25 protein-coding genes, 2 tRNA genes and 1 other RNA gene are annotated in these 26,674 nt (G+C 43.5%); 18 read left to right on the top strand and 10 right to left on the bottom strand.

Translation table 11 applies throughout. From position 1 onward, the window contains the following. Nucleotides 1-11: 11 nt before the first annotated feature. A complete protein-coding gene (locus tag ACKTR2_RS06730; protein ID WP_407883814.1) occupies nt 12-269 on the top strand; it encodes a hypothetical protein in 258 nt (85 codons plus the stop codon). 398 nt (nt 270-667) lie between these two features. Further along, nucleotides 668-2,104 carry an Nramp family divalent metal transporter gene (locus tag ACKTR2_RS06725; RefSeq protein WP_407883812.1) on the top strand — a complete coding sequence of 479 codons (1,437 nt, stop codon included), beginning with the start codon at nt 668-670 and terminating at the stop codon, nt 2,102-2,104. 81 nt (nt 2,105-2,185) lie between these two features. Here the strand turns inward: ACKTR2_RS06725 and ACKTR2_RS06720 are convergent, their stop codons facing one another. Then, nucleotides 2,186-3,043, bottom strand: coding sequence for a metallophosphoesterase family protein (locus ACKTR2_RS06720; RefSeq protein WP_407883810.1), 858 nt, complete (start codon nt 3,041-3,043; stop codon nt 2,186-2,188). 80 nt (nt 3,044-3,123) lie between these two features. After that, nucleotides 3,124-3,490, bottom strand: a transfer-messenger RNA (tmRNA) gene (gene ssrA, locus ACKTR2_RS06715). 234 nt (nt 3,491-3,724) lie between these two features. Here ssrA and ACKTR2_RS06710 point away from each other — a divergent pair. The 8 genes from ACKTR2_RS06710 (at nt 3,725) to ACKTR2_RS06675 (ending at nt 12,076) form a co-directional block, all read left to right on the top strand. Further along, nucleotides 3,725-4,885 carry a LysM peptidoglycan-binding domain-containing protein gene (locus tag ACKTR2_RS06710; protein ID WP_407883808.1) on the top strand — a complete coding sequence of 387 codons (1,161 nt, stop codon included), beginning with the start codon at nt 3,725-3,727 and terminating at the stop codon, nt 4,883-4,885. Nucleotides 4,886-5,056: 171 nt separating this feature from the next. After that, on the top strand, nt 5,057-6,487 hold the full coding sequence (locus ACKTR2_RS06705; protein WP_407883807.1) for an APC family permease: 1,431 nt from the start codon (nt 5,057-5,059) through the stop codon (nt 6,485-6,487). Nucleotides 6,488-6,678: 191 nt separating this feature from the next. Beyond that, nucleotides 6,679-6,951 carry a hypothetical protein gene (locus ACKTR2_RS06700; RefSeq protein WP_407883805.1) on the top strand — a complete coding sequence of 91 codons (273 nt, stop codon included), beginning with the start codon at nt 6,679-6,681 and terminating at the stop codon, nt 6,949-6,951. A gap of 325 nt (nt 6,952-7,276) precedes the next feature. Next, nucleotides 7,277-8,302, top strand: a complete 1,026-nt coding sequence (locus ACKTR2_RS06695) for an ROK family glucokinase (RefSeq protein ID WP_407883803.1) — start codon at nt 7,277-7,279, stop codon at nt 8,300-8,302. Between the two features lie 34 nt (nt 8,303-8,336). Then, nucleotides 8,337-9,230 (top strand): GRP family sugar transporter, encoded by an 894-nt coding sequence (locus tag ACKTR2_RS06690; protein WP_407883801.1) that lies wholly within the window; start codon nt 8,337-8,339, stop codon nt 9,228-9,230. Nucleotides 9,231-9,510: 280 nt separating this feature from the next. Continuing rightward, nucleotides 9,511-10,863, top strand: coding sequence for a glucose-6-phosphate isomerase (locus tag ACKTR2_RS06685; RefSeq protein ID WP_407883799.1), 1,353 nt, complete (start codon nt 9,511-9,513; stop codon nt 10,861-10,863). A 315-nt stretch (nt 10,864-11,178) separates the two neighbouring features. Continuing rightward, nucleotides 11,179-11,394 carry a hypothetical protein gene (locus ACKTR2_RS06680; RefSeq protein ID WP_407883797.1) on the top strand — a complete coding sequence of 72 codons (216 nt, stop codon included), beginning with the start codon at nt 11,179-11,181 and terminating at the stop codon, nt 11,392-11,394. 547 nt (nt 11,395-11,941) lie between these two features. Continuing rightward, nucleotides 11,942-12,076, top strand: coding sequence for a hypothetical protein (locus ACKTR2_RS06675; RefSeq protein ID WP_407883795.1), 135 nt, complete (start codon nt 11,942-11,944; stop codon nt 12,074-12,076). A gap of 242 nt (nt 12,077-12,318) precedes the next feature. Here the strand turns inward: ACKTR2_RS06675 and ACKTR2_RS06670 are convergent, their stop codons facing one another. Genes ACKTR2_RS06670 through ACKTR2_RS06660 form a run of 3 tightly spaced genes read right to left on the bottom strand, consistent with a single transcriptional unit; the run spans nt 12,319 to nt 15,478 of the window. Next, nucleotides 12,319-14,322 (bottom strand): cation:proton antiporter, encoded by a 2,004-nt coding sequence (locus tag ACKTR2_RS06670; protein ID WP_407883793.1) that lies wholly within the window; start codon nt 14,320-14,322, stop codon nt 12,319-12,321. Between the two features lie 54 nt (nt 14,323-14,376). Next, nucleotides 14,377-15,021 carry a DUF421 domain-containing protein gene (locus ACKTR2_RS06665; RefSeq protein WP_407883791.1) on the bottom strand — a complete coding sequence of 215 codons (645 nt, stop codon included), beginning with the start codon at nt 15,019-15,021 and terminating at the stop codon, nt 14,377-14,379. Between the two features lie 7 nt (nt 15,022-15,028). Beyond that, nucleotides 15,029-15,478, bottom strand: a complete 450-nt coding sequence (locus ACKTR2_RS06660) for a DUF3290 family protein (RefSeq protein ID WP_407883789.1) — start codon at nt 15,476-15,478, stop codon at nt 15,029-15,031. A gap of 100 nt (nt 15,479-15,578) precedes the next feature. Here ACKTR2_RS06660 and ACKTR2_RS06655 point away from each other — a divergent pair, with 100 nt between their 5' ends. Next, nucleotides 15,579-15,869: a hypothetical protein gene (locus ACKTR2_RS06655; RefSeq protein WP_407883787.1), complete on the top strand. Its 291-nt coding sequence runs from the start codon at nt 15,579-15,581 to the stop codon at nt 15,867-15,869. 48 nt (nt 15,870-15,917) lie between these two features. Here the strand turns inward: ACKTR2_RS06655 and ACKTR2_RS06650 are convergent, their stop codons facing one another. From ACKTR2_RS06650 to ACKTR2_RS06635, 4 genes are all read right to left on the bottom strand, one after another. Further along, nucleotides 15,918-16,283, bottom strand: a complete 366-nt coding sequence (locus tag ACKTR2_RS06650) for a winged helix-turn-helix transcriptional regulator (RefSeq protein WP_407883786.1) — start codon at nt 16,281-16,283, stop codon at nt 15,918-15,920. Nucleotides 16,284-17,384: 1,101 nt separating this feature from the next. Then, a tRNA-Gln gene (locus ACKTR2_RS06645) sits at nt 17,385-17,457 on the bottom strand. 52 nt (nt 17,458-17,509) lie between these two features. Then, nucleotides 17,510-17,582 (bottom strand) — tRNA-Glu (locus ACKTR2_RS06640). A 155-nt stretch (nt 17,583-17,737) separates the two neighbouring features. Beyond that, nucleotides 17,738-18,184 carry a universal stress protein gene (locus ACKTR2_RS06635; protein ID WP_407883784.1) on the bottom strand — a complete coding sequence of 149 codons (447 nt, stop codon included), beginning with the start codon at nt 18,182-18,184 and terminating at the stop codon, nt 17,738-17,740. A gap of 187 nt (nt 18,185-18,371) precedes the next feature. Between ACKTR2_RS06635 and ACKTR2_RS06630 the strand changes: the two genes are divergently transcribed. Further along, nucleotides 18,372-18,902, top strand: a complete 531-nt coding sequence (locus tag ACKTR2_RS06630) for a L,D-transpeptidase (protein WP_407883782.1) — start codon at nt 18,372-18,374, stop codon at nt 18,900-18,902. 66 nt (nt 18,903-18,968) lie between these two features. Here the strand turns inward: ACKTR2_RS06630 and ACKTR2_RS06625 are convergent, their stop codons facing one another. After that, on the bottom strand, nt 18,969-19,178 hold the full coding sequence (locus ACKTR2_RS06625) for a hypothetical protein (RefSeq protein WP_407883780.1): 210 nt from the start codon (nt 19,176-19,178) through the stop codon (nt 18,969-18,971). 190 nt (nt 19,179-19,368) lie between these two features. Between ACKTR2_RS06625 and ACKTR2_RS06620 the strand changes: the two genes are divergently transcribed. The 6 genes from ACKTR2_RS06620 to ACKTR2_RS06595 all read left to right on the top strand — a co-directional run bounded on the left by ACKTR2_RS06620 (nt 19,369) and on the right by ACKTR2_RS06595 (nt 26,634). Then, a complete protein-coding gene (locus ACKTR2_RS06620; RefSeq protein WP_407883778.1) occupies nt 19,369-20,541 on the top strand; it encodes a betaine/proline/choline family ABC transporter ATP-binding protein in 1,173 nt (390 codons plus the stop codon). After that, complete coding sequence (locus ACKTR2_RS06615) at nt 20,538-21,185, top strand: ABC transporter permease (protein ID WP_407883776.1); 648 nt, start codon at nt 20,538-20,540, stop codon at nt 21,183-21,185. The genes ACKTR2_RS06620 and ACKTR2_RS06615 overlap by 4 nt, the downstream gene beginning before the upstream one ends. Next, a complete protein-coding gene (locus ACKTR2_RS06610) occupies nt 21,182-22,117 on the top strand; it encodes an osmoprotectant ABC transporter substrate-binding protein (protein ID WP_407883774.1) in 936 nt (311 codons plus the stop codon). Before ACKTR2_RS06615 ends, ACKTR2_RS06610 begins: the two co-directional genes overlap by 4 nt. Before the next feature lie 4 nt (nt 22,118-22,121). Then, entirely contained in the window at nt 22,122-22,790 is a 669-nt protein-coding gene (locus ACKTR2_RS06605; protein ID WP_407883772.1) for an ABC transporter permease, read from the top strand. Between the two features lie 285 nt (nt 22,791-23,075). Beyond that, a complete protein-coding gene (locus tag ACKTR2_RS06600; protein WP_407883770.1) occupies nt 23,076-24,806 on the top strand; it encodes an ABC transporter ATP-binding protein in 1,731 nt (576 codons plus the stop codon). Then, nucleotides 24,799-26,634 (top strand): ABC transporter ATP-binding protein, encoded by a 1,836-nt coding sequence (locus tag ACKTR2_RS06595; RefSeq protein ID WP_407883768.1) that lies wholly within the window; start codon nt 24,799-24,801, stop codon nt 26,632-26,634. The genes ACKTR2_RS06600 and ACKTR2_RS06595 overlap by 8 nt, the downstream gene beginning before the upstream one ends. Nucleotides 26,635-26,674 lie beyond the last annotated feature (40 nt).

The raw sequence follows: 26,674 nt of genomic DNA, 5'->3' as shown, positions 1-26,674 counted from the left end.
GGTCATTGCTGATGGTAACCATTGTGGTCAACGAAGGAACGGTGGATTTAGTTGACGGTGTAAGCATAAGTGCTAGTTTCAATATCACTGATTTGGAGTCTGGCGTGTTACTTGAGTTAACCCAGGCAAATATCGACGCTGCCCATTTACAGGCGTTGATGAGTCAGAAACGTTCAGAGTTTGCGGTCGCACTAACAGATGCGACTAATCAAGATATCGTCCATGTTTGGTGGCGCGATCCAGATCACGAGGTTCGTCAATTATCCTGACAAATGTGAAATAATGTAGTGAAGACGCCCATTAGTTTTATGGACGTTTTTTGTGTTAAGTCGTTAATTTGAAAAAAATTAGCCACTGCTAAATTGATTCTTTGAAATAAAAAACAAAAAATTGGTTGTAAACACTTTCAAAGCGCATGATGTGCTTGTAATTTGTGGGACTTCGGCACATAGTATACATGGCTCAAAAACCTGCCAAAAAATATCCAAAGACGGAGTGATTGTCATCTGACAATCCGATGTTACGTCGAATTAACAAAAAGCTAACCAAAGCCGATAAATTGAATATCATTGGATTGATCTGTTTTTTGATGACGCGACGCTAGCGACCATCTTTGAAGGATTAGACCTGAGTAATCAGGAATCAAAACGGAAAAGAGGATATCGGGATGAGCAAAAAGCACGATAAAAAGAGGGATAAGAAGCGTGATTTAGCATTTGACACAGGCGAAACAACTAGTGAAGTGAGCAACCACGACAGGAAGCATTTCGTTAACACAACTGGTGATCACGCCAAGAGTCTAGATGAAGTTAATGGGTCCATTTTGGTGCCCCAACATGCTGGTTACTTTAGAACGCTAATGGCGTACACTGGGCCGGGTGCGTTGATCGCTGTTGGTTACATGGATCCGGGGAACTGGATCACATCAATCGCCGGTGGTGCGCAATATAAGTACGCGCTAATTAGCGTTATTTTATTATCAAGTTTGATTGCAATGCTTCTGCAAGCAATGTCGGCACGGTTGGGAATTGTGACTGGTAAAGATCTGGCTCAAATGACCCGTGAGCGGACTTCTAAAGGGATGGGGATCTTTTTATGGGTCATTACAGAACTAGCAATCATGGCAACAGACGTGGCGGAAATCATTGGGTCAGGGATTGCATTGGAACTGTTATTTGGTTTTCCGCTGATCGTCGGGTTGATTATCACGGCCTTTGATGTGTTGTTACTGTTAGTTTTGATGAAAATGGGCTTCCGAAAAATCGAAGCCATTGTTGCTACATTAGTGGCAGTTATTTTATTTGTTTTCTTATATGAAGTCATCTTGGCTCGGCCAGATGTGCCTGAGATCTTTGCCGGGTTTGTACCCCACCCAGGGCAGCTACTAACGCACAAGCCAATGTTATATTTGGCACTAGGAATTGTGGGGGCGACAGTAATGCCTCACGACTTGTATCTAGGGTCATCGATTTCACAAACCCGCGCTTTGGACCGTAATGATCGTGACAGCGTTAAAAAAGCGATTCGTTTCACGGTAGCGGATTCAAACATCCAGTTAACAATTGCCTTTGTGGTCAACTGTTTATTGCTGATTTTAGGAGCGGCCCTATTCTTCGGAACTCACAGCGAATTAGGACGCTTTGTTGACCTCTACAATGCCTTAAGCAACTCCAAAATCGTTGGCGCAATTGCCAGTCCACTGCTCAGTATGTTATTTGCCATTGCACTGCTTGCTTCTGGGCAAAGCTCAACGATTACTGGGACCTTAGCAGGGCAGATTATCATGGAAGGATTCATTCACTTGCGAATCCCATTATGGGCGCAACGGTTGTTAACGCGTTTAATGTCGATCACACCAGTTTTAGTATTTGCGATTATTTACAAGGGTAATGAAGCTAAAATCGAAAATTTGCTAACCTTTTCTCAGGTGTTCTTGAGTGTCGCGCTGCCATTTGCCATGGTTCCCTTGGTTCTATTCACGAGTAATCGTGAACTGATGGGAGAGTTTAAAAATCGACCATGGGTAAATTGGACCGCCTGGATTGTTACAGCAATCTTAATCGTGTTGAATCTCTGGTTAATCGTCGGTGTCTTTACTGGCTAATCCAACAAAAAAGAGCTGTCAAATGGACAACTCTTTTTTTGTTGGATTTTGTTTTGCAAATTTAGTTTGAGCGGTTTTTATTTAAAAATGTTGATCAGGGAGTTGACTCAAAAATTGTTCCGCTAGGTCACGATAATGATGGGCGGAATTAATTTTTGTCAGCAAAGGGAGATCATGGGTGGATGCAATCCCAGTTTCTAGCAATTTTTTATATAATTCAGGATAAGGAAAGCCAGAAGATTGAGCTAAATTTAGCTCAATCTGTTGGTCATAATGAATTCGCCGAAAATCAATTCCTTCAATGCCGCTTTCACTAATGGTCAAGAGGACGTAGCTGGCAGCTCGATTTGCCAGTAAATGTTGTTGGGTAGACCAAGGTTGACCAACTGATCCAGGGTTAAGGATTAATTGACCAGAAGCGGTATAGCGAAATAGTGGCATATGGATATGAGCGTAGATCGCAACGTCAGTGTTTGGATCGGAAATTAGTTGGTCGAAATTACCCTGTGGTTGGGTAGGAAATAATGAATGACCGCTGTTTTCCCTAGGTAAATTGTGAGAAAGGCTGATTTTGAAACCGTTAATTGTTTTAGTACTCGCCATCGGCAGCGTTTGTATCTTTTCTCGTTGTTGTTTAGATAAACGAGCGTAATCATAACGAACCAGCATGACAAAATAAACATCGCTTGGATCATTCAAATTGATTGCCTTTTTTTGAAGAACCAGATTGAAGTCAGTTTCCCAATTACCCATGAGATATTGACTCGTATTGGCGTCAGCTAGCAATTGATAGCATTGTGCCGTGCCAGGCCCGCCAAAACCGATGTCACCCAAGGACCAAATGTCGGTGGCTTGATGTTGGCGAGCATCGTCTAGCACTGCTGCTAAGGCCGTGGCATTACCATGACTATCTGAAATAACCGCAATCTTGTGCTCCATTCGCTCCTCCAACTGTTCACATGAGCGATAAATTTTTAAATAAAAGCACCCCGATACGAAACGTAACGGAGTGCTTGAAATTATGGAGATGGCGGGAATCGAACCCGCGTCCAAGCATATCGCCACTTGAACCTCTACGCTCATAGCCAAACCATTTAAGCTTCACTAATCAAAACGCCGTTTGGCCGGGCAACCGTGATTAGCTAAGTCTGATTAATCTCTTCTGCTGACTTCAGACGGGAGCTCGCAGCGTAGCCCAAATTTTTGAGACCCGTAACCCGCCACCTGGGCCGTAACGGACGGATCTACGTCAAGCTACAATTAAGCAGCTAAAGCGTAAGAATTATTATCTTTTGCAGATAAAAATTAGGTAGCGTTTTTACGTGGACGCAACCCACGAAGCGCAGTTCAAGTTCGACCTATACCTGTCGAATCCGGAACATCCCCGTGAACCTGTTTAGTTTACCATGAAATGTGGCTAAGGTCACGGCTGAGATCTCAAGAGATTAGGCAGACACATGGAACATGTTTCTCAAAAAAATTACCGGTTTTTGAGAATGTAATTGTGTTGTAATGGTAATTCACCACTTGTCAGAGTTAAATTGTATTGTACAGGTTCGACTACCACCAGCCATGGTAGTTATTACTCAGAACGCTAAAAGTAGGAGTGGAACATTCAAAATGAACAAGACTTTAAAAGCAACGTTATTAACTTCAACCCTTGCCGTTAGTTTGTTAGCTGGTACAACACTCGCTAATGCCTCAACGGTCACAGCTGTCAAAGGCGATACTGTTTGGGCTTTTGCCCAAAAACACCATACGTCAGTTGATGCAATCGCTAAAGCTTCACATTTGGCCAATCCAGCTTTGATCCAAATTGGACAAACGATTACGATTCCGGACGCCCAAGGCTCAACTGCACCTCAGCCACAGCCACAGTCTGCGGCACCGGCTAGTCAAGCAACATCACAAGCTGCCCCTGTCTTGGATGCCAATGGAGACTATGTGGTCGTTACCGGCGATACGTTATCGACCGTCAGTGAAAAGCTAGGCTTGTCCATGGAACAATTGGTAGCCGCAAACGGCCTAGTTAATGCTAACTTCTTGTCTGTCGGCCAAGTGCTGCATACGCAAGTTCCTGTTAGTCAAGCGCCAGCTGCTAGCCAAGCACCAGCTGTCAGTCAAGCGTCAGCCGCGCCCTCTGCAACACTGGCGAGTCAGGCACCTGCTACTATTTCAAGCGAAGCCCCTGCTTCACAGAATAGCCAAGGCCAAGTAACTGATTCAACTGTTGCCCAAACGACATCGGCTGCTACGAGTGCACAAGTGCAGACACCACAGTCAACACAGTCAACGACGATTACACCAGCGTCAACCGCGCCTTCTGCTGCACCACAGCTAACTCAAGCGCAACAAACACCTGCTAGCCAAGCGGCACCAACGACGCCTGCGCCTGTAACACCGGCTGCATCAGCGCCAGTCGCTACTGATGCTTCATCTGCCGGAATTGCCGGTTTTCGGCAAGGAATCAATGGATATCCAGCTGGTCAATGTACCTCATTTGTTGCCGGAATTTTGCAGGCCGAAGGTATTCCAGCATGGCAATTTAGCTATCTAGGCGACGGTGCAAATTGGGGTAATTCCGCTCGTGCTAAAGGTATTGCAGTTAATAACCAAGCCACAGCTGGTTCAGTAGCTTACTTTGCTTACAACCATGTAGCTTACGTGACTGGCGTTAATGGCGACGGGACAGTTAACATCATTGAAGGAAACTTTAATGGGCTGGCTTATCACGCACGCACAATCTCTGCTAGTGAAGCGGCTGGTTATATCCACTTCTAGACAGTTACCACTCTTATTTAAATCATCAATGATTGTATGAAGTCCTCTCCAAGTCTGAGAGGATTTTTTTGATGAAGTCGATTGGACTAATACACATTCAACCTACATGGGTTTGTTTCAAGACATCTTTTCATGATAAAGTTAAACACATTATTAACAGGGAGGCGCGTTGTGCGAAAAAAATCTGCTTTTCACCGGCTATTTCGAAAGCAAGATCCTAAATTTTATTTTGATCAAGATGCCCGTTTGGTGCCATCACTGACGACTAAGGATCTATTGGGACTAGGTCTAGGCATGGTGGTGGGAACGGCAATCTTTACGTTGCCGGGAATTGTTGCCGCCGATCATGCCGGCCCGGCCGTTGTATTTTCTTTTTTGCTTGGCGCAGTTGGGGCTGGATTGGCTGCATTAGCATACGCTGAGACCGCTTCCGTACTGCCATTTGCAGGTTCCGCCTACAGTTGGATTACCGTTTTGTTTGGCGAGATTTGGGGATGGTTGACTGGTTGGGCTTTACTAGCTGAATATTTCATCGCGATTGCGTTTGTCGCGTCTGGATGGTCGGCCTATGTCCAAGGCTTTTTAGGTAGTCTGGGAGTTCATTTACCTGAAATGATGACAGCGGGCTTTAACTTACATCATGGGACCATGATCGACGTGTTAGCTTTGGGGGCAATCTTGTTTGTCGGCTGGCTTTTATCACATGGGATTGATCAAATCTCACGACTTGAAAATGGTTTGGTTATTTTTAAATTGGTGGTTGTTGTCATTTTTATTATTGTGGGCGCAACAGCGATCCACAGTACCAACTATGTACCGTTTATTCCGAAGCATCGTCCAGGAACGAGTTTTGGTGGCTTAACTGGCATTGTAGCCGGCACGGCGCAAATTTTTTTAGCATATGTAGGATTCGATGCGATCGCAGCTAACACCGCAGAAACAAAGAACCCACAAACGACAATGCCTCGGGGGATCATTGGCACGTTAGTGATTGGTACAGTGCTTTTTATGTTCGTTTCTTTAGTTTTAGTGGGAATGTACCGATATACTAGCTATGCAGGTAATGCAGAACCCGCCGCTTGGGCGCTACGGCGTTCTGGGCATAACCTTGTAGCCGGGCTCTTATCATTGGTAGCGATTTTGGGAATGTTTGCGTCATTAATCGGCATTCATCTGGCGAGTTCACGCTTGGTCTATGCATTTGGCCGAGATGGTCTGTTACCAAAGTACCTAGGCCACCTTAATCATAAGCAGTTACCTGGTCGGGCGTTAACGTTGGTAACGATTGCAGCGGCTGTGTTAGGTTCTATTTTCCCATTTACATTTTTAGCGAATCTAGTGTCGGCTGGAACGTTGGTCGCATTTATGATGGTGTCGTTTGGCATCTATGCATTGCGGCCGCGTGAAGGCAGAGATTTAATGACTGCCCAGTTTAAAATGCCCGGTTATCCGATTTTACCGGCAATTTCGGCGGGCTTTTCTGCAGTTATTTTTATGGGCCTAAATCAGGCGGCCAAGTTGTTAATGGTTGGTTGGTTTGCAATTGGATTGCTCATTTATTTAGGCTACGGCTTTAAACACTCTAAACTACAACACCCATAAAATTTAAGATCAATCTACATCGCTTGAATTTCCGCGTTTGGTGCGGGCATTCGATGTTGGTTTATGTTAAACTGAAATTTCAAAGAGATTTAGCAATTTAACCATTGGAATAAATTGACTCACGATGATGTAAGATTGCCAGACAGTTTTACATCGTCTTTTTTTAAAATAATTTTGGGTGAGGTGCGGGGATGAAAAAAGAAATTGCTGCTGTTCGATTAACAAGCAATCCGAGTCGGATTTCGGGTGTTCGTGAGGTGGTACGCGTTAAACTGGTTGATGAGAAGGAGTACCAACTGCCCGCATTGTTTGAGGAAATGACGGTAAATGACTTCTACTACATTGATCAACACGGTCAGGAGCGGATTATTGCGTCAGCAAATGAGCAAGGCCACGTGGCTGTGTGGACTAAGGATGAAGAAAACCACCATCAAGATGAGTTGATGGCTTTGCCGGAGTTTTGACCTCCCTGAATTAAATGCTGGGCGTCGTAGGTACACTGCTTAAGTGTGCTTGCGGCGTTTTTTTATGAAAAAAATTTTCATAGGCAATTCACACATAATTGGACTATACCAGGGCGTTGAATCCTTGATGGATTCGCAACTTGACATAGATGAAAGTTCAATGAAAGTCTAAAAAAGGGTTGTAAAACCGCTTACATTATTAGAGAATATAACGTAAAGTTTTTTACGTTGGAGCCAATATATGACGGTTGGGTCATTTGGCTTCACCTGGCAAAGGGAGTTAACTATCGTGAAACAAACGGTTGTTAAGAGGAGGAAAATTAAAATGGCAGCAAAAAAGTTAATCGGTGTTGATTTGGGCGGGACAACGATCAAATTCGCAATTTTAACCTTAGACGGCATTGTGCAACAAAAATGGAGTATACCAACTAATATTTTGGACGAGGGAAGTCATATCATTCCTGATATTATTCAATCGATCAATCACCATTTAGACCTATATCAAATGAACCCGGATAACTTTGTCGGAATTGGCATGGGCACGCCGGGGACAGTCGATTTGGACGCGGGCACTGTAACGGCTGCCTATAACCTGAATTGGAAGACGCTTCAGTATGCGAAAAGAGACATTGAATCCGGCACTCATATGGCATTTGCACTGGACAACGATGCCAACGTTGCCGCACTCGGCGAACGGTGGAAAGGCGCTGGAGATAACGAACCAGACGTTGATTTCATCACATTAGGAACTGGTGTTGGTGGCGGTATCATTGCTGGTGGACGGTTACAGCACGGGGTTAACGGCGCCGGTGGTGAAATTGGTCATGTAACCGTGCAACCCGGTGGGTACTTATGTACTTGTGGGAAGCATGGTTGCTTGGAGACATATGCTTCCGCTACTGGGGTGGTTCATTTGGCCCATGATTTTGCAGAAGAATATTCTGGCAACTCAACGCTCAAAAAAATGGTGGATAACGGGGACGAAATTACTTCTAAAATTGTTTTTGATCTCGCTAAACAAGGCGACTTTCTGGCCAATGAAGTCACCAATAAGGTGGGCCAATATCTTGGCTTGGCTGTGGCAAACTTGGCCAATGTGCTTAACCCCAGCGCTGTGATTATCGGTGGTGGTGTTTCTGCTGCTGGTCAATTCCTATTAGATTTAGTAAATAAGACGTTTCAACAAGAGGCGTTCACTACGGTACGTCAATCGACACAATTAAAATTAGCTCAATTAGGCAATGATGCCGGTGTAATCGGTGCTTCTTCTTTGGCGTTGCGATTCGCGGATGACATTGACTTGAGTGAATCGGCCCGGGTGGCCAATGTTGCAGCGACGATTGTCGAATAATAATGACATGTTGAATTAATTAAAGGAGTTTCAAATGGGCATTTTAATCGCGTTAGTTCCAGTGATTGCTTGGGGCTCGATTGGACTAGTTTCTGGTAAACTGGGCGGGTCGGCGGCACAGCAGACCTTAGGGATGACCATGGGGGCCGTATTATTTGGTATTTTATCACTGCTGATTTTTCAGCCAATCTTAGATGCAAAGGTGTGGATTGCTGGGTTGCTCTCCGGATTGTTATGGGTCGTGGGGCAAGCAGGACAATTCACTTCTATGAAAGCGATGGGCGTGTCCAAGGCGATTCCACTTTCCACGGGACTACAGTTGGCGGGCAATGCCTTGGCTGGGGTTTTACTTTTTCAAGAGTGGGTCACTGGCAAACAATACACAATGGGGACAATTGCCGTCATTGCACTGATTGTTGGGGCAACGTTGACCTCACGGCGTGATCCACACAAACCTGGTGACACGAGTCAGGGGCGTAGTGCAGCAGCGGGTGCACGTGCGATGACAATTTCGACCATTGGTTATGTGGCCTACACGATTGTGATTAAAGCGTTTGAAAAATGGGGTGGTGTGGGCAATGCTACCGACTTCACTCACGCCGTTGTTTTTCCTCAATCCATTGGCATGCTGCTGGGAGCTGTTGTCTTTGTTTTAATGATCGGAGCGCGTCGTCAGATGTGGCAAGCGCCAACATGGAAGAATATTATTACAGGATTGTTCTGGGGGACTGGGAATCTATTCATGTTCTTAGCTACCGTTAAAGTGGGCTTGGCCGTGGCCTTTTCATTGGCTCAAATGGGGATCATTATTTCCACATTTGGTTCAATTTGGTTGCTTGGTGAGCGCAAGACACACTGGGAAATGGTGAACATCATTATTGGTTCTGCATTAATAATTGGCGGAGGCATTATGATCGGAATTATGTAGCTGGTCAACGACTCAGCTTTAAAAACACATGAACGTGATGAGTTTATTAAAAATCGTCTCCTGCTTTGGTGGAGGCGATTTTTAATTTGGTCTCAGCGGCGAAGGCCAATCACTAACTAAACGAAAAATAGACCACTTTTTTTAGTAGTTGAATGGGGCCGAAGCGGTAAATGAGTATTGGTACATACCAATCGTGTGGGTGGGCTTTCATTGCTCATGGATCAATGTTTTAGTGTATACTGAGTAATGGAAACACAATTAAGAAAGAGGTAGGCAAAGCATGGCATATATTTCCTTTGATAGTTCTAATCTGACGAAGTTTGTTCATGAGAATGAACTGGGTGAAATGCAAGCAATGGTAAATGCGGCGGATGAACAGTTACGGAATGGAACAGGGGCTGGCGCAGATTTCCGTGATTGGTTAGATTTGCCAACGGCTTATGATAAAGAAGAATTTAGCCGGATTAAGGCAGCTGCTAAACAGATCCAAAGTGATTCAGAAGTGCTGGTCGTCATCGGAATTGGTGGTTCGTACCTTGGTGCCCGTGCTGCAATTGACTTTTTGAATGAAGCCTTTTATACAGCACTACCAGCTAGTGAACGCAAAGGAACGCTGGTGTTATTTGCCGGAAACTCGATTTCTTCTTCATACGTGCACGACTTGATTCATGTCATCGGAGATCGCGACTTTTCCGTTAACGTTATTTCTAAGTCTGGAACAACGACGGAACCTTCAATCGCCTTTCGAATTTTCAAAGAACGTTTAGTTGCGAAATATGGCGAAGATGGTGCTAAGAAACGTATTTATGCAACGACTGATCGTGCTAAAGGAGCGCTGAAGACAGAAGCAGATGCTGCTGGTTATGAAGAGTTCGTTGTCCCTGATGGTATTGGCGGGCGCTTCTCCGTCTTAAGCGCGGTTGGCTTATTACCAATTGCCGCATCTGGCGCTGACATTGATCAATTGATGAAGGGTGCTGCTGATGCTGCTGCCGAATATACTGATACTGACTTGACGAAGAACGATGCCTATCAGTACGCCGCATTGCGGAACATTTTATACCGCAAGGGTAAAACAACTGAATTATTAGAAAACTATGAACCAACCATGGCTTCATTTTCTGAATGGTGGAAACAATTGATGGGCGAGTCTGAAGGGAAGGATCAAAAGGGAATTTATCCTTCTAGTGCAAACTTCTCCACAGATCTACATTCTCTTGGTCAATACATTCAAGAAGGCCGTCGCAACCTAATGGAAACTGTCGTTAAAGTGGACAAACCAAAGTACGACATTGATATTCCAAAGGAAGCTGATGATCTCGATCAACTTGGCTACCTTGAAGGGCAGACGATGGATTACGTCAACACCCAAGCTTTCCGTGCAGTTACCTTGGCGCATACCGATGGTGATGTGCCGGTTATGGCTGTTCACATCCCCAATCAGACTGAATACTCGTTAGGTTACTTGATCTACTTCTTTGAAATTGCCGTGGGTATTTCTGGCTACTTGAATGGGATCAACCCATTCAACCAACCAGGGGTAGAAGCGTATAAGGTCAACATGTTTGCCTTACTTGGCAAACCTGGGTTTGAAGAACAGACTAAAGAAATCCAGAAACGTGTACAGGACTAAGGACTAGGGCTGTTAGATTCTTTAGAATTTGTATGTGTTGATGATTACTTTTTGCTTTGAGGGCTACCATCAATGCTACTTTACGGCGAATTATTATCGTTTTTTCGTAAAAGTCATTCAATTTTTGAATGGCTTTTTGTTTAGGTGCAAAGTTCACGTTGGTTGACAGTGAATAATGCTGTGATCGTCTATCTAGTCTAAGATACGCTAACCAGACGTCGCCTGTTTCTGACGCTAAGTTGAGGTAATGGATGCCAAAGTGGTAAAGTAACAGAGAGATGTGAACGAAGTGTCGCTAACAGAAAGGATTTACTAATGAACAATAGCGAACAATTTTTGCATGATTTAAAAACAACTTTGCGCGGTCACGTTGAGAATGATCAAGCAACATTGAAGGCTGTGACGGTTAGATTAAAAGGGAGTCAAAGTGGGCGTTATGAAATTTCAAAATGGCGAGCTAAAGATGGACTAAATCATGAGTTTATGTTTGCTTGCCACGACCAACAGGTGACGTATTTATACATGCATTAGTCGTCAGCACTTTAAAATTTAAGGTAAAATTGATGAAAAATGTCAGCGATAAGCTAGGCATTTTTTTTGCGTGTTAACAGCAAGTATTATTTAATCTAATCAAGATAGCGATTAATAATAACTTATCAAAGTTAGTAGTCAAATTGAAAGCGAGGCTAGTCTGATGATTACAAATGCGGCAACTTTTATTCACGATCTACACCAAATTCTACGAGGCGCTGCTACTCAAGCAGATACTGATATTACAAAGACGGTCAAAACTGTGAGTCATAAATTACGTCACACCCAGTCGTCTCATTATGTCGTTTCACGTTGGCGGTCCAATGATGCTTGTGACCATGAATTTACGTTCCAATGTAACTCTGACCGGACTTATACTTATCTGTCTCATACCTAGGCTGTGATTAGTGGCAAGAGAGCAAGTGTTTTAAATGACAATTAGTCAGGTAGTGAAACACTTACGGCTGGATAATGGGATCGAGCACCGCCAGCGGCGAAGTTGGATGCTTGTCCTGAAAATATTCGCTGCCGGGAGGAAGGTGACCAATTGCCAAATTTTTCTCAATTGCTAAAGTTACGTGACTTGGCACAAATTTCTTTAGATGAATTAGTCGATGAAGATGAACGTTTGCGACAACAGTTAGTTGTGGAGCAGGCCTTCACCCTTTGTGATCTATTATGAATGAGCGGACGTTTCTAAGCCGCTACTGATGGTTGATTTTTGAAATTGGCGGCTATTTGAGTTGGTTGATTCCTTATTTTGTTCGCTTATTCCAGTGAGTTTGACCTAACTAGGAAGCATGTAATACCGAGCCTCTCCAATTTAAAAAACAGCGTTCCCTAAAATTGGGAACGCTGTTTTTGGTCGAGGCCAGAAAAGTGACATGGAAAAGCAAAGATGGAACTGGACAATTTAAAATGAAATCAACTGATAAATGAATTGTTATTTTGTAGGTAGGCCATTTCATCAAAAATGATGTGTTGTTGCAGTTCTTCGGCGAGACCTACGCTCATTTTTCCCGCACTAATTGCTGTTTGAAAGAATTCATATTCGGCATGGAAGGCGGTTAAAAAGAGTTGATAAACAACTTTAGGATCAGGAACGGGCATATTCATGCGTCGGTGGCGTTCGCGATAGGTTCGTTGAACGGCATGTAGTTCAATGGTTGTTTTGCCACCGTGAGCGTGACGATAATCTTTTAAGGCGTCAATCACGGCATTGAAACCGACTTCTTCAATTGGTCGAATGTCTTCACCGTGTGCTTGAAATTGACGTTGCCAATAGAATTGTTCGGCAATTAATGGCGTCGTAAAAAACATATCTTGTCCCGATTGAACATCTTGGTACAAACGACCAGTATGAATACTAAACCGAATTCTTAACATAAGGTTGTGCCACGGATTGGTGTCAACGGTAGAGATGCATAAGTCGAGAAATTCAGTATAGTAGTTGAATTCATCATCGGTGATTTCACCACGGTCGTGCATACCGGCGATTGCTGTTCGCTCTGTGGCATCAGCTAAGTCAAAAATACGCCGTCGCTCACGACGATGAGAAATTTTATTTTGATGTAATTGTTGGCTCAATGCGTCTACAACAATTTGAGCTTCGGCGGGGTGATCCTTATCGCCGCGGACGGTATTCATGGCGGTCATAATCATTTCTCTGGTCCATTGTGAAATCGGTTTTTCCACGGATGACTTTGTCACTTTTGTCATTTTCGGGACAATTATCGCAGCAACGGTCAAACTAATCATGATAACAACGGCTACGATAAAGATGAGAGCGTTTCGATCAATCGGTAGTTGTTTATTACCTAAGGCTGGCAGTAGGAAGGCCAGCGATAAGGAAATCGTCCCACTAGCGCCACTAACAGCCATTAACCAACTGTCCTGCCAACGATGATTACTGGATACGTGCATCCAGACGAGATAGCGCGACCAAAGGAGGCGTAGGCCGAACTTCAAGCCATATAAAACGACGCTGATTAATAGGAGTAGACCTAATAGTCCGGGGTGTTTGGTTACAATTTGAATGACAATGGTTGGTAATGAGATGCCAAGAAGGACAAAGACTAAACCAGTTAATGCTTCCTCGACAATTTCCCATACATTTGAACGGACTAACTGCATCCGGCTCGAGATCAGTTGTAAGCTGTCATTTTCTCGACCTTGAACGAGACCAGCGGCTACTACTGCGAGAATACCGGATAATTCGTATTGTTCTGCGATAAAGTAGACCAGAAATGGCACGATTAGCTCCAGTGATAGCATGACAAAAGGACTGTCATCATCGCCGAGAATTAAGAGACGGCGAAGATAATGGAACAAGAAACCGATTAGGACGCCGACAAGCAACCCACCAATGAACTCGAAGATAAACTTGCCAACGGCTGCGTTTGCTGAAAATGTGCCGGTCGTAAATGCCAGTAGCGAAAGGTCAAAGGCAACGAAACCAGAGGCATCGTTAAAAAGAGATTCGTTTTGCAAGATTGTAAAAGGAATCTGGAAATCAGGGTTAGGTTGAGCGAAGGCACTGACGGCAGAGGCATCCGTTGGTGTAACCACAGCACATAACGCTAGTGCCAGTGCGAATGGCAAAAATGGAAAAAGCAGATGAAGTGCCGCACCAACCAAAACAACCGTCACTAGGACTAAAGCCACAGACAAAGAAGCAATATTAATTGCACCACGACCGATCCAATAACGTGATGCAGATTGGGATTCATTGTATAACAATGGTGTCACGATAAAAAAGAGAAATAGATTTGGATCAAAAATGTAGTTGTGGTACATCGGTAAAATTGACACAATGAGACCCATCAAAATGAACCACAATGGTAACGGAATAATCGGGAAGTGTCGGTTAACGATGACCGCGGCGATAACGCCAATTAGAATAATCAGAAAGAAAAATGTAGTGGTCATTTGTTGCCTCTCGTTTCGACGATAATTTAAGAATGGAAATAACGACAGGGTAATTTAGCGGCCTTGATTATCATAAAGCATTAAACTTAGTTGCCCATGTTGATACTTGGCCATATAGACTTGCCGAACATTGCTAACAGCTTGTTGATTTAATTCGTTTTGTAACCAAGCGTTATCTTTACCCATTAGTTCTAAAACATCCGGATCGACTTGTCCATCAACAATGACCGGGTACCGAACATCTTCGTCACCGAGCGTAAGTACGGTGATGCTGCCATTCTGTTCGAGAATAGCACGTTTGACTTGGTTTAAGTCATAAGCACCAACCGTTCGGAGCTTGAAGTCGACGTCTTTAGCCGACAAGTTAGCTCGTAGACAATTTTCAACGAGTAAATGGCCATTCCGAACGATCGTGATGGGTTGACCGTCGATAAACTTACCAATGCTATGAACATGAGTTTTTAAATACCGGGTGATCAAGATGAGTAAGGCCCAAATCAGCAATACGACAATAAATTGGGCTAACGTGATCGTTGAACTGTAAATAACGCCACCAATGATGCCACCAAGGACGTAATTTTGCAGTTGGTCCATCGCTGAGGTTGGGGCTAAGTTACCTTTACCAGTAAAATTAATTAGTAAAGTGATAAATAAAAAACCGATGATTAGTTTTAAAACGATGTCGGGATAACTTGCCATGCGTCAGTTACGCTCCCTTCACAGTAATTCGTGTTTTAACTAGGTTCACCCTTTGCAAAACAAATTGTGAACCATCTGCATTATAAACAACATTATAGTAGTGATTTGCCGATTTAACGAGTAAACCAGTGTTCGCTTGCGATGGGTTATTTACAGCTAGCGTTTGCGGTTTCACATCGAGTTGATGCGCGATTTGTTTAACGGTCGCAATGATTTGTCCATTTTGTTTTGAGGAAGCCTGAAGATTGGTGAAGTCATTATATTGATAAGCAAGCGTTAACATTAAGAATGTCCCTGCAATCACAGCTAAATCTTTAAACTTAACATCCCAACGATGGCGCAAGTATTGGGTCATTAATAACAGCGTCACGACCACTAGCACACAAATGACCGCGATCCTTAAATACTGACCTTGATTTTGATTAGATACAATAAATTGATAACTATAAAAAGTCATCGGTTGTTCCTCCCGTGGTGGGCTTAACATGGACTGTGGGATAACGCAAGCGGCATTTAAATTCGGAGTGTGGTACGCTTAAATCGAAGAGGGTGATCAAATGACACCGCAACGCTTACTACGGCACATTAAACGAATTACTGTCGCTGGTACTAGGCAGCTTTTGGTTGTAGTTAATCCACATCGCATGTATGAATATGGCTTGGGTACTGATCCTTATGACGCTGATAATATTGAGTGGTTCACCGGTGATATGAATCGAGTGACCAAGATTATCGATGAACAAAAAATTTCGGCCACGTTTATGGAAGCACCAGATGGGCGACCGGATAACGCTCGTCAAATTTATAATCATCACCGCAATGAATTACGACGGCCACGTTCACGTTGACTGTCGCCTTATTAATGGTGTAGACGCCATGTTGATGGCGCTTTTAATTTAGACTGATTCGTCACATAGTGAGCGTTGGCGCAGACTAGGTGCGACGTGTTGATCGCCCCAATCACAAATGGCATTGAGGACTGGAATTAAAGTTTGTCCGGTGCTGGTGAGCTGATACTCTACGTGAGGTTGGGCGGTTTGAAAGTCGTGACGACTGATCAGGCCGTCTTCTGCTAACTCTTTAAGTTGAACGGTCAATGTTTTGTGGGACACATTGTCGATATGGCGTTGTAGTTTTGCAAATCGGCAATGCTTACGGTCAGCCAGTTCGAATAAAATCATAATTTTCCATTTGCCTTGAATGAGTTGCATGGTCGCGTCAAATTCATTGAGGTAGGGCATTTTTTTCTGAGAATTTACCATGTTCAAACTCCTTTCTGATTAGTTACAATCGAATGTTATGTTGATTATTATACTGATTCTTATGTCGAAGATAAAAGAAGTATCATTTTTCCTGATTGGAAATTGTTGGACTTAATTAAGGATGTGACTAGCAGCACGTCGATGTTTACGGGTTTTTAGATGTTATGAATTGGTAAGGTTGCATCAAGCTTTGATCAATTCAAAATGCTAACCTTTGCTAACGTTTTTAGATGTCTAAAAATGTAGCGGTTTGTACAATGATTTGCTGTTTTCATTAGGTTATTGGTTCGGTATGCTAGTAATACAGTCGCCAGCCAGTTCGCTACTTGCTGGCGGCCTAGCTGGAAAAGTATTAAGTGCTCTCATTCTCACCAATCCATGACCGCAAGGGGTGAGAGCATGGAATCCTATTCAAGGATGGTTGGGGAATAGTGCCGCTTGCTGTATCGTTCTATATCTCCGCAAGAGCAGTGAAGTTGCTTGCTCAAGCATACGAGAGAATAAAAAAAGCTAATCGCAAATAGCGACTAGCTGACCAATCAATACTTGACCGGCGGACAGGGAAGAAGTTAAGGGGTTTCCCTGTCTTTCCAATGACATTATTATATCAGGTTTGCCATTAAAGACAAACGATATTGCTGGGGATGTACCGAGTGGTGCATCCTTTTTTCTTTGGTCTTTTCAGACCCTATAAAAAGCCCGTTTGCGGTTCCGTAGAAATGGGAACCAAAAATAAAAAAAGCCGCCCATACGGACAGCCTGCGTACTAAAACCTTAACCCCAGCCGCCCGCCGGTGTATTTTTATTATGTGGTGCCATTATATGAGGTAGACCAATTTCAAAAGTCACTCAAAAATTGGTCTGTGGTGCCAGTGAAAAGCTGTATACACTGGCATAAAGGCGTTTATTGATGATTAAAATCATCCAAAAGTATTCAAATACGACTTTGGTCTACAAAAAATGATGTTTTTAGTTGTTTCGTGGTGCTATTGTGGTGCCATTTGGTTTTAACTGAATCAAACTAAAAGAAATAAAAAAATGCCTCAAATGCTGATATAACAGCCTTGAGACAATCAGATGAAACACTATAAACCTTCAAAGTTGGGTATACTGGACTCGAACCAGTACATTACGGATTCAGAGTCCGCTGCCTTACCAATTTGGCTAATACCCAATGAAATTTTAAAGTCGTAAATCTGCCAAGCAAGCGCCCGGGTGACTTTAAATCACCCCACCGGGGATCGAACCCGGAACTCCGCCTTGAGAGGGCGACGTCTTAACCAATTTGACCATGGGGCAAATTTACTCTACTTATTATACGGTACTGACCAACGATGTCAACGGGAATTCCTAGAAAAAGTCTAGATTTGGTTTAATCGGATAACTGGATGTCGCTTGTGTATGGGTTTTGGTCATTAAAAAAGTCCCGTTCGGGGACTTTTTTAAGTAACGTTTTAATTAGCCTCATCTTTAACCACTAGAACATCGACAACAGCTTCGCGAACAACATAGCCCGTGGTAGAACCTAGGATGGCACGTTCGAAAGCATTCGTACCAGTTGCACCGATTACGATGAGATCAATGTCATGCTGTTCGGGAAAATATTTTGCAATGGTTGGTTTAGGCGCATCGTGAATGACAGTGGTCTTGATGTTAGTAAAACCAGTCTGGTCAGCGACAGATTTAGTCAAGCGCTTTAAATAACCATCGGCGCGTTGCTGTAATTGAGCAGAGACATCCTCTAGCGGATATTCAGGTGCTGAATACATCGGTGCAACAACCTCGAGTAAGCTGATGTCAGCATCAGTTTGTTGTGCAATTGTCACAGCAGTATTTAAGGCAGCCTCTGCATTACTGGATTCGTCAGTCGGCACTAAGATGTGCTTTGGCTTGAAGGGCATTATCGTAACCTCCTATTCATTATCATTAGCAAAATGGCGATACTTCTATGCTCTGTTTATAACATTTTAATAAATAAAAATCATAAAAAATGCTTATGAAAGATTTACTGGCAGAGGAATTACAGTCTGGTTGCATTGTTGACAGGCTTTCGATAGTCTGGATAGATAGGATAGAGGGGGATAAGAGGTGCGACATAAATTAAAATATAGTGGTTTGCTTTGGCTCATCATGTTGATCGTATTAGGAGTAAACTTGCAATCAGCAATGGCTAAGGGACGAGCCAAGTTTGATTGGCAGGCACCTTCACAAGTAAAACCATATCCAGATTTGCAGCGCTATCCACACGCCTGGTTTGATGTTTCGTTAAAGCGCCAACGGTTATTCGTGAAAAACGGTCATCATACGTTATATACGATGATTATTTCAAGCGGGGAAAAAGCTACTACACCGCGAGGGACATTTGCAATTCAGGCTGAACGAGGTGCAAGTTTTTACAATGAACGGCTACAAGAAGGAGCAAATTATTGGACCTCGTTCCTTGATCATGGGGTATATCTCTTTCATACAGTACCGACCAAAGCTGATGGAAGGTACAATGTATCAGAAGCAAAGCGACTAGGACGACCGGCCTCTCATGGTTGTGTGAGGCTGACCGTTGCAGACGCAAAATGGCTGAATGAATCAGCGCCAACGGGAATGAAGGTGGTTATTCACTAATCGTGGCAATGAAATAGGTGTGGTAACATATTGATCTGTTATCGGCCAGATCAACAATGTACTTGATTATTTTTGTGATATTAATTGTTGCCATTTCAGCCATCCCCAAAGGACGAATAGGATGATGGCATAAAGAGTGCACCCCCAAAAGGCGATGATGATAATTAAAGAATTGGTGAATTGTCGCATTACAAGTAATCCCAATGCGAGGACGAAGCTGATCATTATGCGGCTGGTTAATTCAGCCAAGTGTTGTTGCCGTTCTTTTTGTGTCATAAAAACCCCTTCAAGCGAATTTAAGTGTTGAAATTATTAATTGTTTGATTGAAAACAGCTGATTTGCAATAATTAGCGAAAAAACGTTACGGTATTGAGTAAAGCAAAGCGGGATCAGGCTGGCAATTAGCCGGTCACTATTATAAATAGCATTATTAGGGTGATTTAGACAAGGAGTTGGGAAATAAACATGTTTTTAAAAATGAGCCATCTGAATAAGACATATCCTGGTAACAAGGTCGCAGTGGCGGATTTTAATTTAGAAGTAGAACGTGGTGAATTTATTTGTTTTATTGGTACATCTGGATCAGGAAAAACGACCACCATGCGGATGATTAATCGCATGTTAACCCAAACATCTGGTGAGATTACGATTGACGGTAAAGACATTGCCCAGATGAACCCAGTTCAATTGCGGCGACGAATCGGATATGTGATTCAGAATATTGGTTTATTGCCGCATATGACGATCCGTGACAACATCACTTTAGTGCCTCGTCTATTAAAATGGCCGGAAGATAAACGTAATCAACGAGCTAAAGAAATGATCAATTTGGTTGAGTTGCCTGAAAGTTTCTTGGATCGTTATCCAGCGGAACTATCCGGCGGACAGCAACAACGAATTGGTGTTGCCCGAGCACTGGCTGCTGATCAAGATATCATTTTGATGGATGAAGCATTCAGTGCGCTTGATCCGGTGACACGAGAATTATTACAAGACTTAGTTAAGAATTTGCAACAAGAATCAGGCAAGACGTTTGTCTTTGTGACCCATGATATGGATGAAGCGTTGAAATTAGCGACCCGGATTGTGGTGATGTCTCATGGTGAGACGATTCAAGTTGCGACCCCAGAAGAAATTCTCAAACATCCCGCAAATGATTTTGTGGAAGAGCTAATTGGGCGCGAACGTTTGATTCAAGCTAAGCCTAGCATTACGACAGTTGGTCAAGTTATGTTGAAGACCCCCGTGGCAGTGACTGGTGCTGAACCAATGTCAAAAGCCCTAAAATTGATGCATGATCGCCGCGTTGATACACTATTGGTAACAGATAAAGATCATCGTTTGACGGGGTTTGTTGACATCGAATCCTTTAGTGAACGTTATAACCCTAAAGCGCCAATAAAATCTGTAGCAAACACCAAAATTTTTTATGTGAACGAAAATGCAGTTATTCGAGATACCGTCTCACGAATCCTGAAATATGGCTATAAGAACGTGCCGGTTGTCGATAATGACCAACGCTTAGTCGGAATTGTGACGCGGGCTGCACTCGTGGACATCGTCTATGATGCACTGTTTACGGATGAAGCTCTGGATAACGATCACACCGATGAGCAAAAGGCAGGTGATCAACAGTGATGACATTCTTTCAAAATTTTGGCGGACAATTGTTGGTCAAAATTTGGCAGCACCTTTACATCTCTGGCATTTCCTTGGGCTTGGGTGTGTTAGTTGCGGTGCCATTGGGTGTCCTCTTAACACGGTTCAAAAAAATAGCCGGTGGGATTATTGGTTTAGCTAGTGTGTTACAAACGGTACCAGCAATGGCGTTGTTGGCCCTGATGATTCCTATCTTTGGGATTGGGTCCAAACCAGCTATCGTGGCGCTATTCATTTATTCACTCTTGCCAATTTTGCGTAACACTTACTTAGGTTTAGAGGGCTTGGATCCTAGTGTGTTAGATGCCGCTAAGGGCATGGGCATGAGCCAGCTTGAATCCATTCGTTTAGTGGAACTCCCGTTGGCGGCTCCCGTTATCATGGCTGGGATTCGATTGTCAGGGACTTATGTAATTGCTTGGGCCACATTGGCTTCATATATTGGGGCCGGCGGTTTAGGTGATTTCATTTTTAATGGATTGAATTTGTATCGTCCAGATTTAATTTTGGGTGGTTCAATTCCCGTTATTTTGTTGGCGTTAATTGTTGATTTTCTGTTGGGTCGTGTTGAAGCTTGGGTAACGCCAACCGTCTTAACTAAGGACGGAGGTGACCAAGCATGAAACGATTGCGAAGGAAACTGTTTTCACTGGTGTTGCTGGGTTTAAGTGGCCTGCTATTGTTAAGTGGCTGTGGTTTTCCTGGACTAAATAGTTCGTCAACGGGGACGGTACGAATTGCGGCCATGTCGACGACGGAATCGCAAATTATGGCTGAGATGTTAAAGGCGTTGATTGAACACGATACGTCATATAAATCAACGATTATTGCAAATCTAGGTTCCGGTAACGTGACGTTTAACGCTCAGAAGCGTAACGATGCCGATTTAACTTCGACGCGATACACGGGGACGGATCTTGAATCCATCATGGGTAAAAAGATCAATCGAAAAATGACACCTGCACAAACTGATGCATACGTACATCGTTATTTTAAAACCCATTATCATATGACATACTTCCCAAGTTATGGATTCGCTGATACGTATGCGTGGATGGTCACGGAGAAGTTTGCAAAGGAGCATCATGTTAGTAATGTGAGTCAATTACAACCGATAGCCAGCAAAATGAAGGTCGGTATTGATCCGATTTGGGAGAATCGACACGGGGATGGTTATGCAGACTTTCAACGTGTTTACGGGTATAAATTTGGTGATGTCTATAATATGCAAATCGGGTTAGTCTACAGTGCATTGTCTAATGGTCGTATGGATGCAGTGCTGGGGTATTCTACAGACGGACGGATCAATAGTTATGGGTTACGAGTACTAAAGGATGATCGGAATTTCTTTCCACCATATGACTGTAGCGCCGTTGTCAATGATGCGGCCTTAAAGAAATATCCTAAGCTAAAGCAAGTGGTGGCTAAATTGAATGGGAAAATTGATTTGAAAACCATGCAACGGCTGAATTATGAAGTTGATAACAACTTGGAAGAGCCAGCGACAGTTGCTCAACGCTTTTTAAAACAAAATCACTATTTTGACGGGAGGTAAGGCGATGAACCATTTGAATTTATGGGAACAATTAATTTACTATTTTCAACACAATGGTCTCTATGTGCTTAGCCAATTTAACCGTCACTTTTTGATTTCAATTTACGGGGTGTTGTTTGCAGCGATAGTGGGCATCCCGATTGGGATTTTTATTGCGCGCTACCGGCGTCTAAGTGATTGGGTGATCGGCGTAGCCAATGTCATTCAAACGATTCCTTCACTGGCAATGTTGTCAGTGCTGATGTTAGGCCTTGGATTGGGCGTCAATACAGTTATCGTGACGGTCTTTTTATACGCTTTGTTGCCGATTATTAAGAATACCTACACAGGTATGCTAAACGTAAATCCAGATGTGCTTGACGCTGGTAAGGGGATGGGGATGACGCGGCTACAAACCTTGCGCTACATCGAAGTTCCATTATCCTTATCGGTTATTATGGCTGGAATTCGTAACGCGCTGGTCTTAGCGATTGGAATTACTGCGATTGGATCGTTCGTTGGGGCAGGTGGACTTGGCGACATTATTATTCGCGGAACCAATGCGACGAATGGCGGTGCAATCATTTTAGCTGGTGCTTTGCCAACCGCGCTAATGGCCATTATTTCTGACGGGGTGCTTGGCTGGTTTCAAAAACGCTTCGATTCTGCCAGTCAGCATGCTGCCAATCGTTAAGCAAAATTATTCCAACGATTAATTACAACAATTTTTTTAAAAGAGTTCGCCTTGATTTTTGGTGCGAACTCTTTTTGTCGAGTTCCATAAGTCTGACTTTTGTGCCTAACGCAGTCTGACTAATTACCAAAATACGCCAATCCACAGGGTGCGGTTAATGTTCAGCGGCGGAGTGTTGAGTTTTATTTAAGTGGTCGTTAAAAGTTGCGTGGCGAATTGCTTGAATCTATTAACGGTCAGCAAGATACTGTTAGCAGACGTTTATCGAAAGGAGCGTGGCAGCTAATGTTTAAACTAGCTAGCCGATATGTTGCCTGGTGGGGATTTATCGGGGCTTTGCTATTTTTAATTGTTCAGGCAGCCTGTAATTTATTTTTACCAACAATTACGGCCAATATAATCGATTTCGGGGTTGCCAAGCATAACTTGGCTTATATCTGGCAAACTGGGATCATCATGTTAATCGTTTCATTGGTGGGTGTCGCAGCTGCTGCTGGAAATGTTTACTTTGCGGCCACCCAATCGATGCGGATGGGCCGTGACTTGCGTCGAGATTTGTTCAATCGCGTGACCTATATGAGCAATGCAAATTTTGACCATTATGGTGATGCGTCACTGATTACGCGAACCACTAACGATGTTACCCAAGTTCAAAATGTAACCGTGACGATGCTGAGAATGATGATTATGGCGCCAATTAATCTCGTCGGGGCCGGAATCATGGCTTACTTAAAGAACAAGCAGCTAACGTTAATATTTTTGGTGGTTTTGCCGATCCTCGCGTTAGTCGTGTATTTGATTCAACATGCCTCTGTTCGCCTATTTCGTAGTATTCAAGGTAAAACTGATCGGATTAATTTGATTTTACGAGAAGGTTTAACTGGCGTACGTGTCATTAGGGCTTTTAATCGCGATGGGTACGAAGGGACACGATTTAATGACGCCAACCAGGATTTAACGAACACAAGTACGCGTGCCTTTGAATTGGTTAGCCTGATGTTTCCAATCATGACACTGATTTTAAGTGCTTCACAAATTGCGATCATCTGGTTTGGCGCTCAAATTATTGGTGCTAACCAGATGCAAATTGGGAGCTTGGTTGCCTTTATGACCTATGCGACGCAAATTCTGATGGCCTTTATGATGTTGTCACGAATGTTTGTTTTTATTCCGCGGGCTTCAGCTTCGGCAACTCGAATTCAGGCTGTATTGGGAACCGTCCAAGATATTAAAGACGGTAGTAAGGCTAACACGGATAAGGCCGCAGCAAGCCTTACGTTTGATCACGTTTCATTTAGTTATCCTGATGCTGGCCGGCCAGCTTTAACGGATATTTCTTTTACTGCCCACGCGGGGCAGACGATTGCAATTCTCGGCGGCACTGGCGCTGGGAAAAGTTCACTAATTAATTTAATTCCTCGGTTATACGAAGTCAGTGATGGCGCTGTGTCAGTTGATGGGGTTGATGTTCGTCAATTGACGTTGACGGCGCTGCACAACCAGGTCGCATTAAATCAACAGACGGCTGTGTTATTTAGTGGAACTGTTCGTAGTAATCTGATCTACGGAGCCTCGAACGCAACAGATGAACAGTTGTGGGCGGCCCTAGCGACTGCTCAAGCGGATGATTTTATTAAAGCCCAGGGTGGGCTTGATGCCCCAGTTGAGCAAGACGGTGGTAATTATTCAGGTGGGCAGCGACAACGACTGGCCATTGCCCGCACCATTTTAAAACCAGCTAGTGTGTATATTTTTGACGATTCCTTTAGCGCTTTGGATTTTGAAACGGACGCAAAGTTGCGACAGGCATTAAGAGCAGATCACCAGGTGCAACAAGCGGTTACTGTGATTGTTGCTCAACGTATCTCCACGGTAGTTAATGCAGACTTGATTCTATTACTCGATCATGGTCGACTGCTTGATGCTGGGACCCATGAACAACTGAAGCAACGAAATCAGACATACCGCGAGATTATTGATTCACAAATTCGAGAAGGAGGTGAGCCTAATGCGTAATCCAGGATCGGGACATGGTAATCAATTTGCTCGACCGACAGAACATCCAACGCAATTTTGGCCGACGACTAGACGGTTATTCAGCTATCTAAAACCATGGCGAATTGGCCTGATTGTTTCGGTTGTCCTGGCGCTCATCTCTGTTATTACATCTATTTTTGGCCCTAAATTGCTAGGAAATGCCACGACCTTAATTTATGCTGGCGTGACGCAGGCAAGTCAGCATCCGGGGACTGGAATTGCAATTAATATGTCCGCAATTGCTAAAATTTTAGCAGAGACGGGCATTTTATACGCGGTCTCCGGAATCTTCTCGATCGTTCAGCAGATCGTCATGACGCGGATTTCTCAGCGGGTGGTTTATCAATTGCGGCGAGAATTCAAAGCCAAATTGTCACGTGTTCCGATCAAATATTATGATACCCATAATAATGGGGACATCATGTCACGTGCGGTTAATGACATGGATAATATTGCCGGGACGCTCCAAATGAGCTTTATTCAGATCGTTACATCAGCTGTAACTTTTATCGGTGTATTGTTACTGATGTTGTCAATCAGTTGGGCATTGACGCTGGTGGCATTAATTACAGTTCCAATGAGTCTCATTGTGGTGCGTGTGGTTGCACCACGCTCGCAAAAATTCTTCATGACACAACAGACAGCCTTAGGGACGATGAACGATCAAGTTGAAGAGACTTTTGCGGCGCATACAGTGGTTCGAACCTACAATCACGAACCAGAAGCTATCAAAACTTTTGCTCAACAGAATGATCACTATTATAAAGCAGCTTGGAAGGCCCAGTTTATTTCTAGTTTGATTTTTCCTTTAATGAACTTCATTTCAAATTTTGATTACGTGATGGTAGCGGTCATTGGTGGCATTCAAGTTGCAGAAGGTGGTATTACACTAGGCAACGTGCAGGCGTTTTTGCAATACACGAATCAATTTAGCCAACCGATTACCCAAATTGCCAATATGACAAACACTATTCAAGCTACCATTGCATCAGCAGAGCGTATCTTTCAGGTATTGGATGAACCTGAAATGGATGAGACAACAGCAAATTATCCGTCCGTCGCTGAGGACACGAATAAATTGACACTAGCGGCGGTAGATTTTTCCTATCGGGCTGATCAACCGTTGATTCAGCAATTTGATCTGGCAGTGAAACGCAATAAAATGATCGCAATCGTGGGACCAACCGGCGCTGGCAAAACGACGATTATTAATTTATTGGAACGATTTTATGAGGTCGATGGTGGTAGTATCCGTTTGGACGGCACTGATGTTCGGAACCATACACGCGACCAAATTCGGCAACATTTCGGCATGGTATTGCAAGAAACATGGTTATTTGCTGGTACGATTGCTGATAACATCCGATATGGTCGTGAGAATGCCTCTGATAAGGAAGTTAAAACTGCGGCGGTAGCGGCACAAGCTGATCAATTTATTGAACAATTACCAGATGGCTATCAAACGGTTCTAAATCAAGACGCTAGCAATATCTCGCAAGGCCAGCAGCAATTATTAACCATCGCACGTGCCTTTTTGGCCGATCCAGAGATTTTAATTTTAGATGAGGCAACCAGTTCTGTTGATAGTCGTACTGAAATGCAAATTCAAACAGCAATGGCCACTTTATTGCAACATCGAACGAGTTTTGTGGTGGCTCATCGGCTGTCTACGATCCAAAATGCCGATCAAATTGTGGTGATGAATCATGGTGCCGTGGTGGAAACAGGAACACATCAAAGTCTGCTAGCAGCTAAGGGCTTTTATGCGCAGCTGTACAACAGTCAATTTTTGGGGCAAACGATTTAGGACGCAGTGATGTTCGAGCGACATGTGTTAAGCTTGAGGC

Source organism: Furfurilactobacillus curtus, from assembly GCF_045862785.1.
GTDB classification, from domain to species: Bacteria; Bacillota; Bacilli; order Lactobacillales; family Lactobacillaceae; genus Furfurilactobacillus; species Furfurilactobacillus curtus.
This window is presented reverse-complemented; position numbering and strand designations above follow the sequence as displayed.

Excerpts from the sequence above, each read along its gene's own strand:
- ACKTR2_RS06730 (WP_407883814.1), top strand. The coding sequence starts at position 12 with ATGGTAACCATTGTGGTCAACGAAGGAACGGTGGATTTAGTTGACGGT.
- ACKTR2_RS06725 (WP_407883812.1), top strand. The coding sequence starts at position 668 with ATGAGCAAAAAGCACGATAAAAAGAGGGATAAGAAGCGTGATTTAGCA.
- ACKTR2_RS06720 (WP_407883810.1), bottom strand. The coding sequence starts at position 3,043 with ATGGAGCACAAGATTGCGGTTATTTCAGATAGTCATGGTAATGCCACG.
- ACKTR2_RS06710 (WP_407883808.1), top strand. The coding sequence starts at position 3,725 with ATGAACAAGACTTTAAAAGCAACGTTATTAACTTCAACCCTTGCCGTT.
- ACKTR2_RS06700 (WP_407883805.1), top strand. The coding sequence starts at position 6,679 with ATGAAAAAAGAAATTGCTGCTGTTCGATTAACAAGCAATCCGAGTCGG.
- ACKTR2_RS06695 (WP_407883803.1), top strand. The coding sequence starts at position 7,277 with ATGGCAGCAAAAAAGTTAATCGGTGTTGATTTGGGCGGGACAACGATC.
- ACKTR2_RS06690 (WP_407883801.1), top strand. The coding sequence starts at position 8,337 with ATGGGCATTTTAATCGCGTTAGTTCCAGTGATTGCTTGGGGCTCGATT.
- ACKTR2_RS06685 (WP_407883799.1), top strand. The coding sequence starts at position 9,511 with ATGGCATATATTTCCTTTGATAGTTCTAATCTGACGAAGTTTGTTCAT.
- ACKTR2_RS06680 (WP_407883797.1), top strand. The coding sequence starts at position 11,179 with ATGAACAATAGCGAACAATTTTTGCATGATTTAAAAACAACTTTGCGC.
- ACKTR2_RS06670 (WP_407883793.1), bottom strand. The coding sequence starts at position 14,322 with ATGACCACTACATTTTTCTTTCTGATTATTCTAATTGGCGTTATCGCC.
- ACKTR2_RS06665 (WP_407883791.1), bottom strand. The coding sequence starts at position 15,021 with ATGGCAAGTTATCCCGACATCGTTTTAAAACTAATCATCGGTTTTTTA.
- ACKTR2_RS06660 (WP_407883789.1), bottom strand. The coding sequence starts at position 15,478 with ATGACTTTTTATAGTTATCAATTTATTGTATCTAATCAAAATCAAGGT.
- ACKTR2_RS06655 (WP_407883787.1), top strand. The coding sequence starts at position 15,579 with ATGACACCGCAACGCTTACTACGGCACATTAAACGAATTACTGTCGCT.
- ACKTR2_RS06650 (WP_407883786.1), bottom strand. The coding sequence starts at position 16,283 with ATGGTAAATTCTCAGAAAAAAATGCCCTACCTCAATGAATTTGACGCG.
- ACKTR2_RS06635 (WP_407883784.1), bottom strand. The coding sequence starts at position 18,184 with ATGCCCTTCAAGCCAAAGCACATCTTAGTGCCGACTGACGAATCCAGT.
- ACKTR2_RS06625 (WP_407883780.1), bottom strand. The coding sequence starts at position 19,178 with ATGACACAAAAAGAACGGCAACAACACTTGGCTGAATTAACCAGCCGC.
- ACKTR2_RS06620 (WP_407883778.1), top strand. The coding sequence starts at position 19,369 with ATGTTTTTAAAAATGAGCCATCTGAATAAGACATATCCTGGTAACAAG.
- ACKTR2_RS06610 (WP_407883774.1), top strand. The coding sequence starts at position 21,182 with ATGAAACGATTGCGAAGGAAACTGTTTTCACTGGTGTTGCTGGGTTTA.
- ACKTR2_RS06605 (WP_407883772.1), top strand. The coding sequence starts at position 22,122 with ATGAACCATTTGAATTTATGGGAACAATTAATTTACTATTTTCAACAC.
- ACKTR2_RS06600 (WP_407883770.1), top strand. The coding sequence starts at position 23,076 with ATGTTTAAACTAGCTAGCCGATATGTTGCCTGGTGGGGATTTATCGGG.
- ACKTR2_RS06595 (WP_407883768.1), top strand. The coding sequence starts at position 24,799 with ATGCGTAATCCAGGATCGGGACATGGTAATCAATTTGCTCGACCGACA.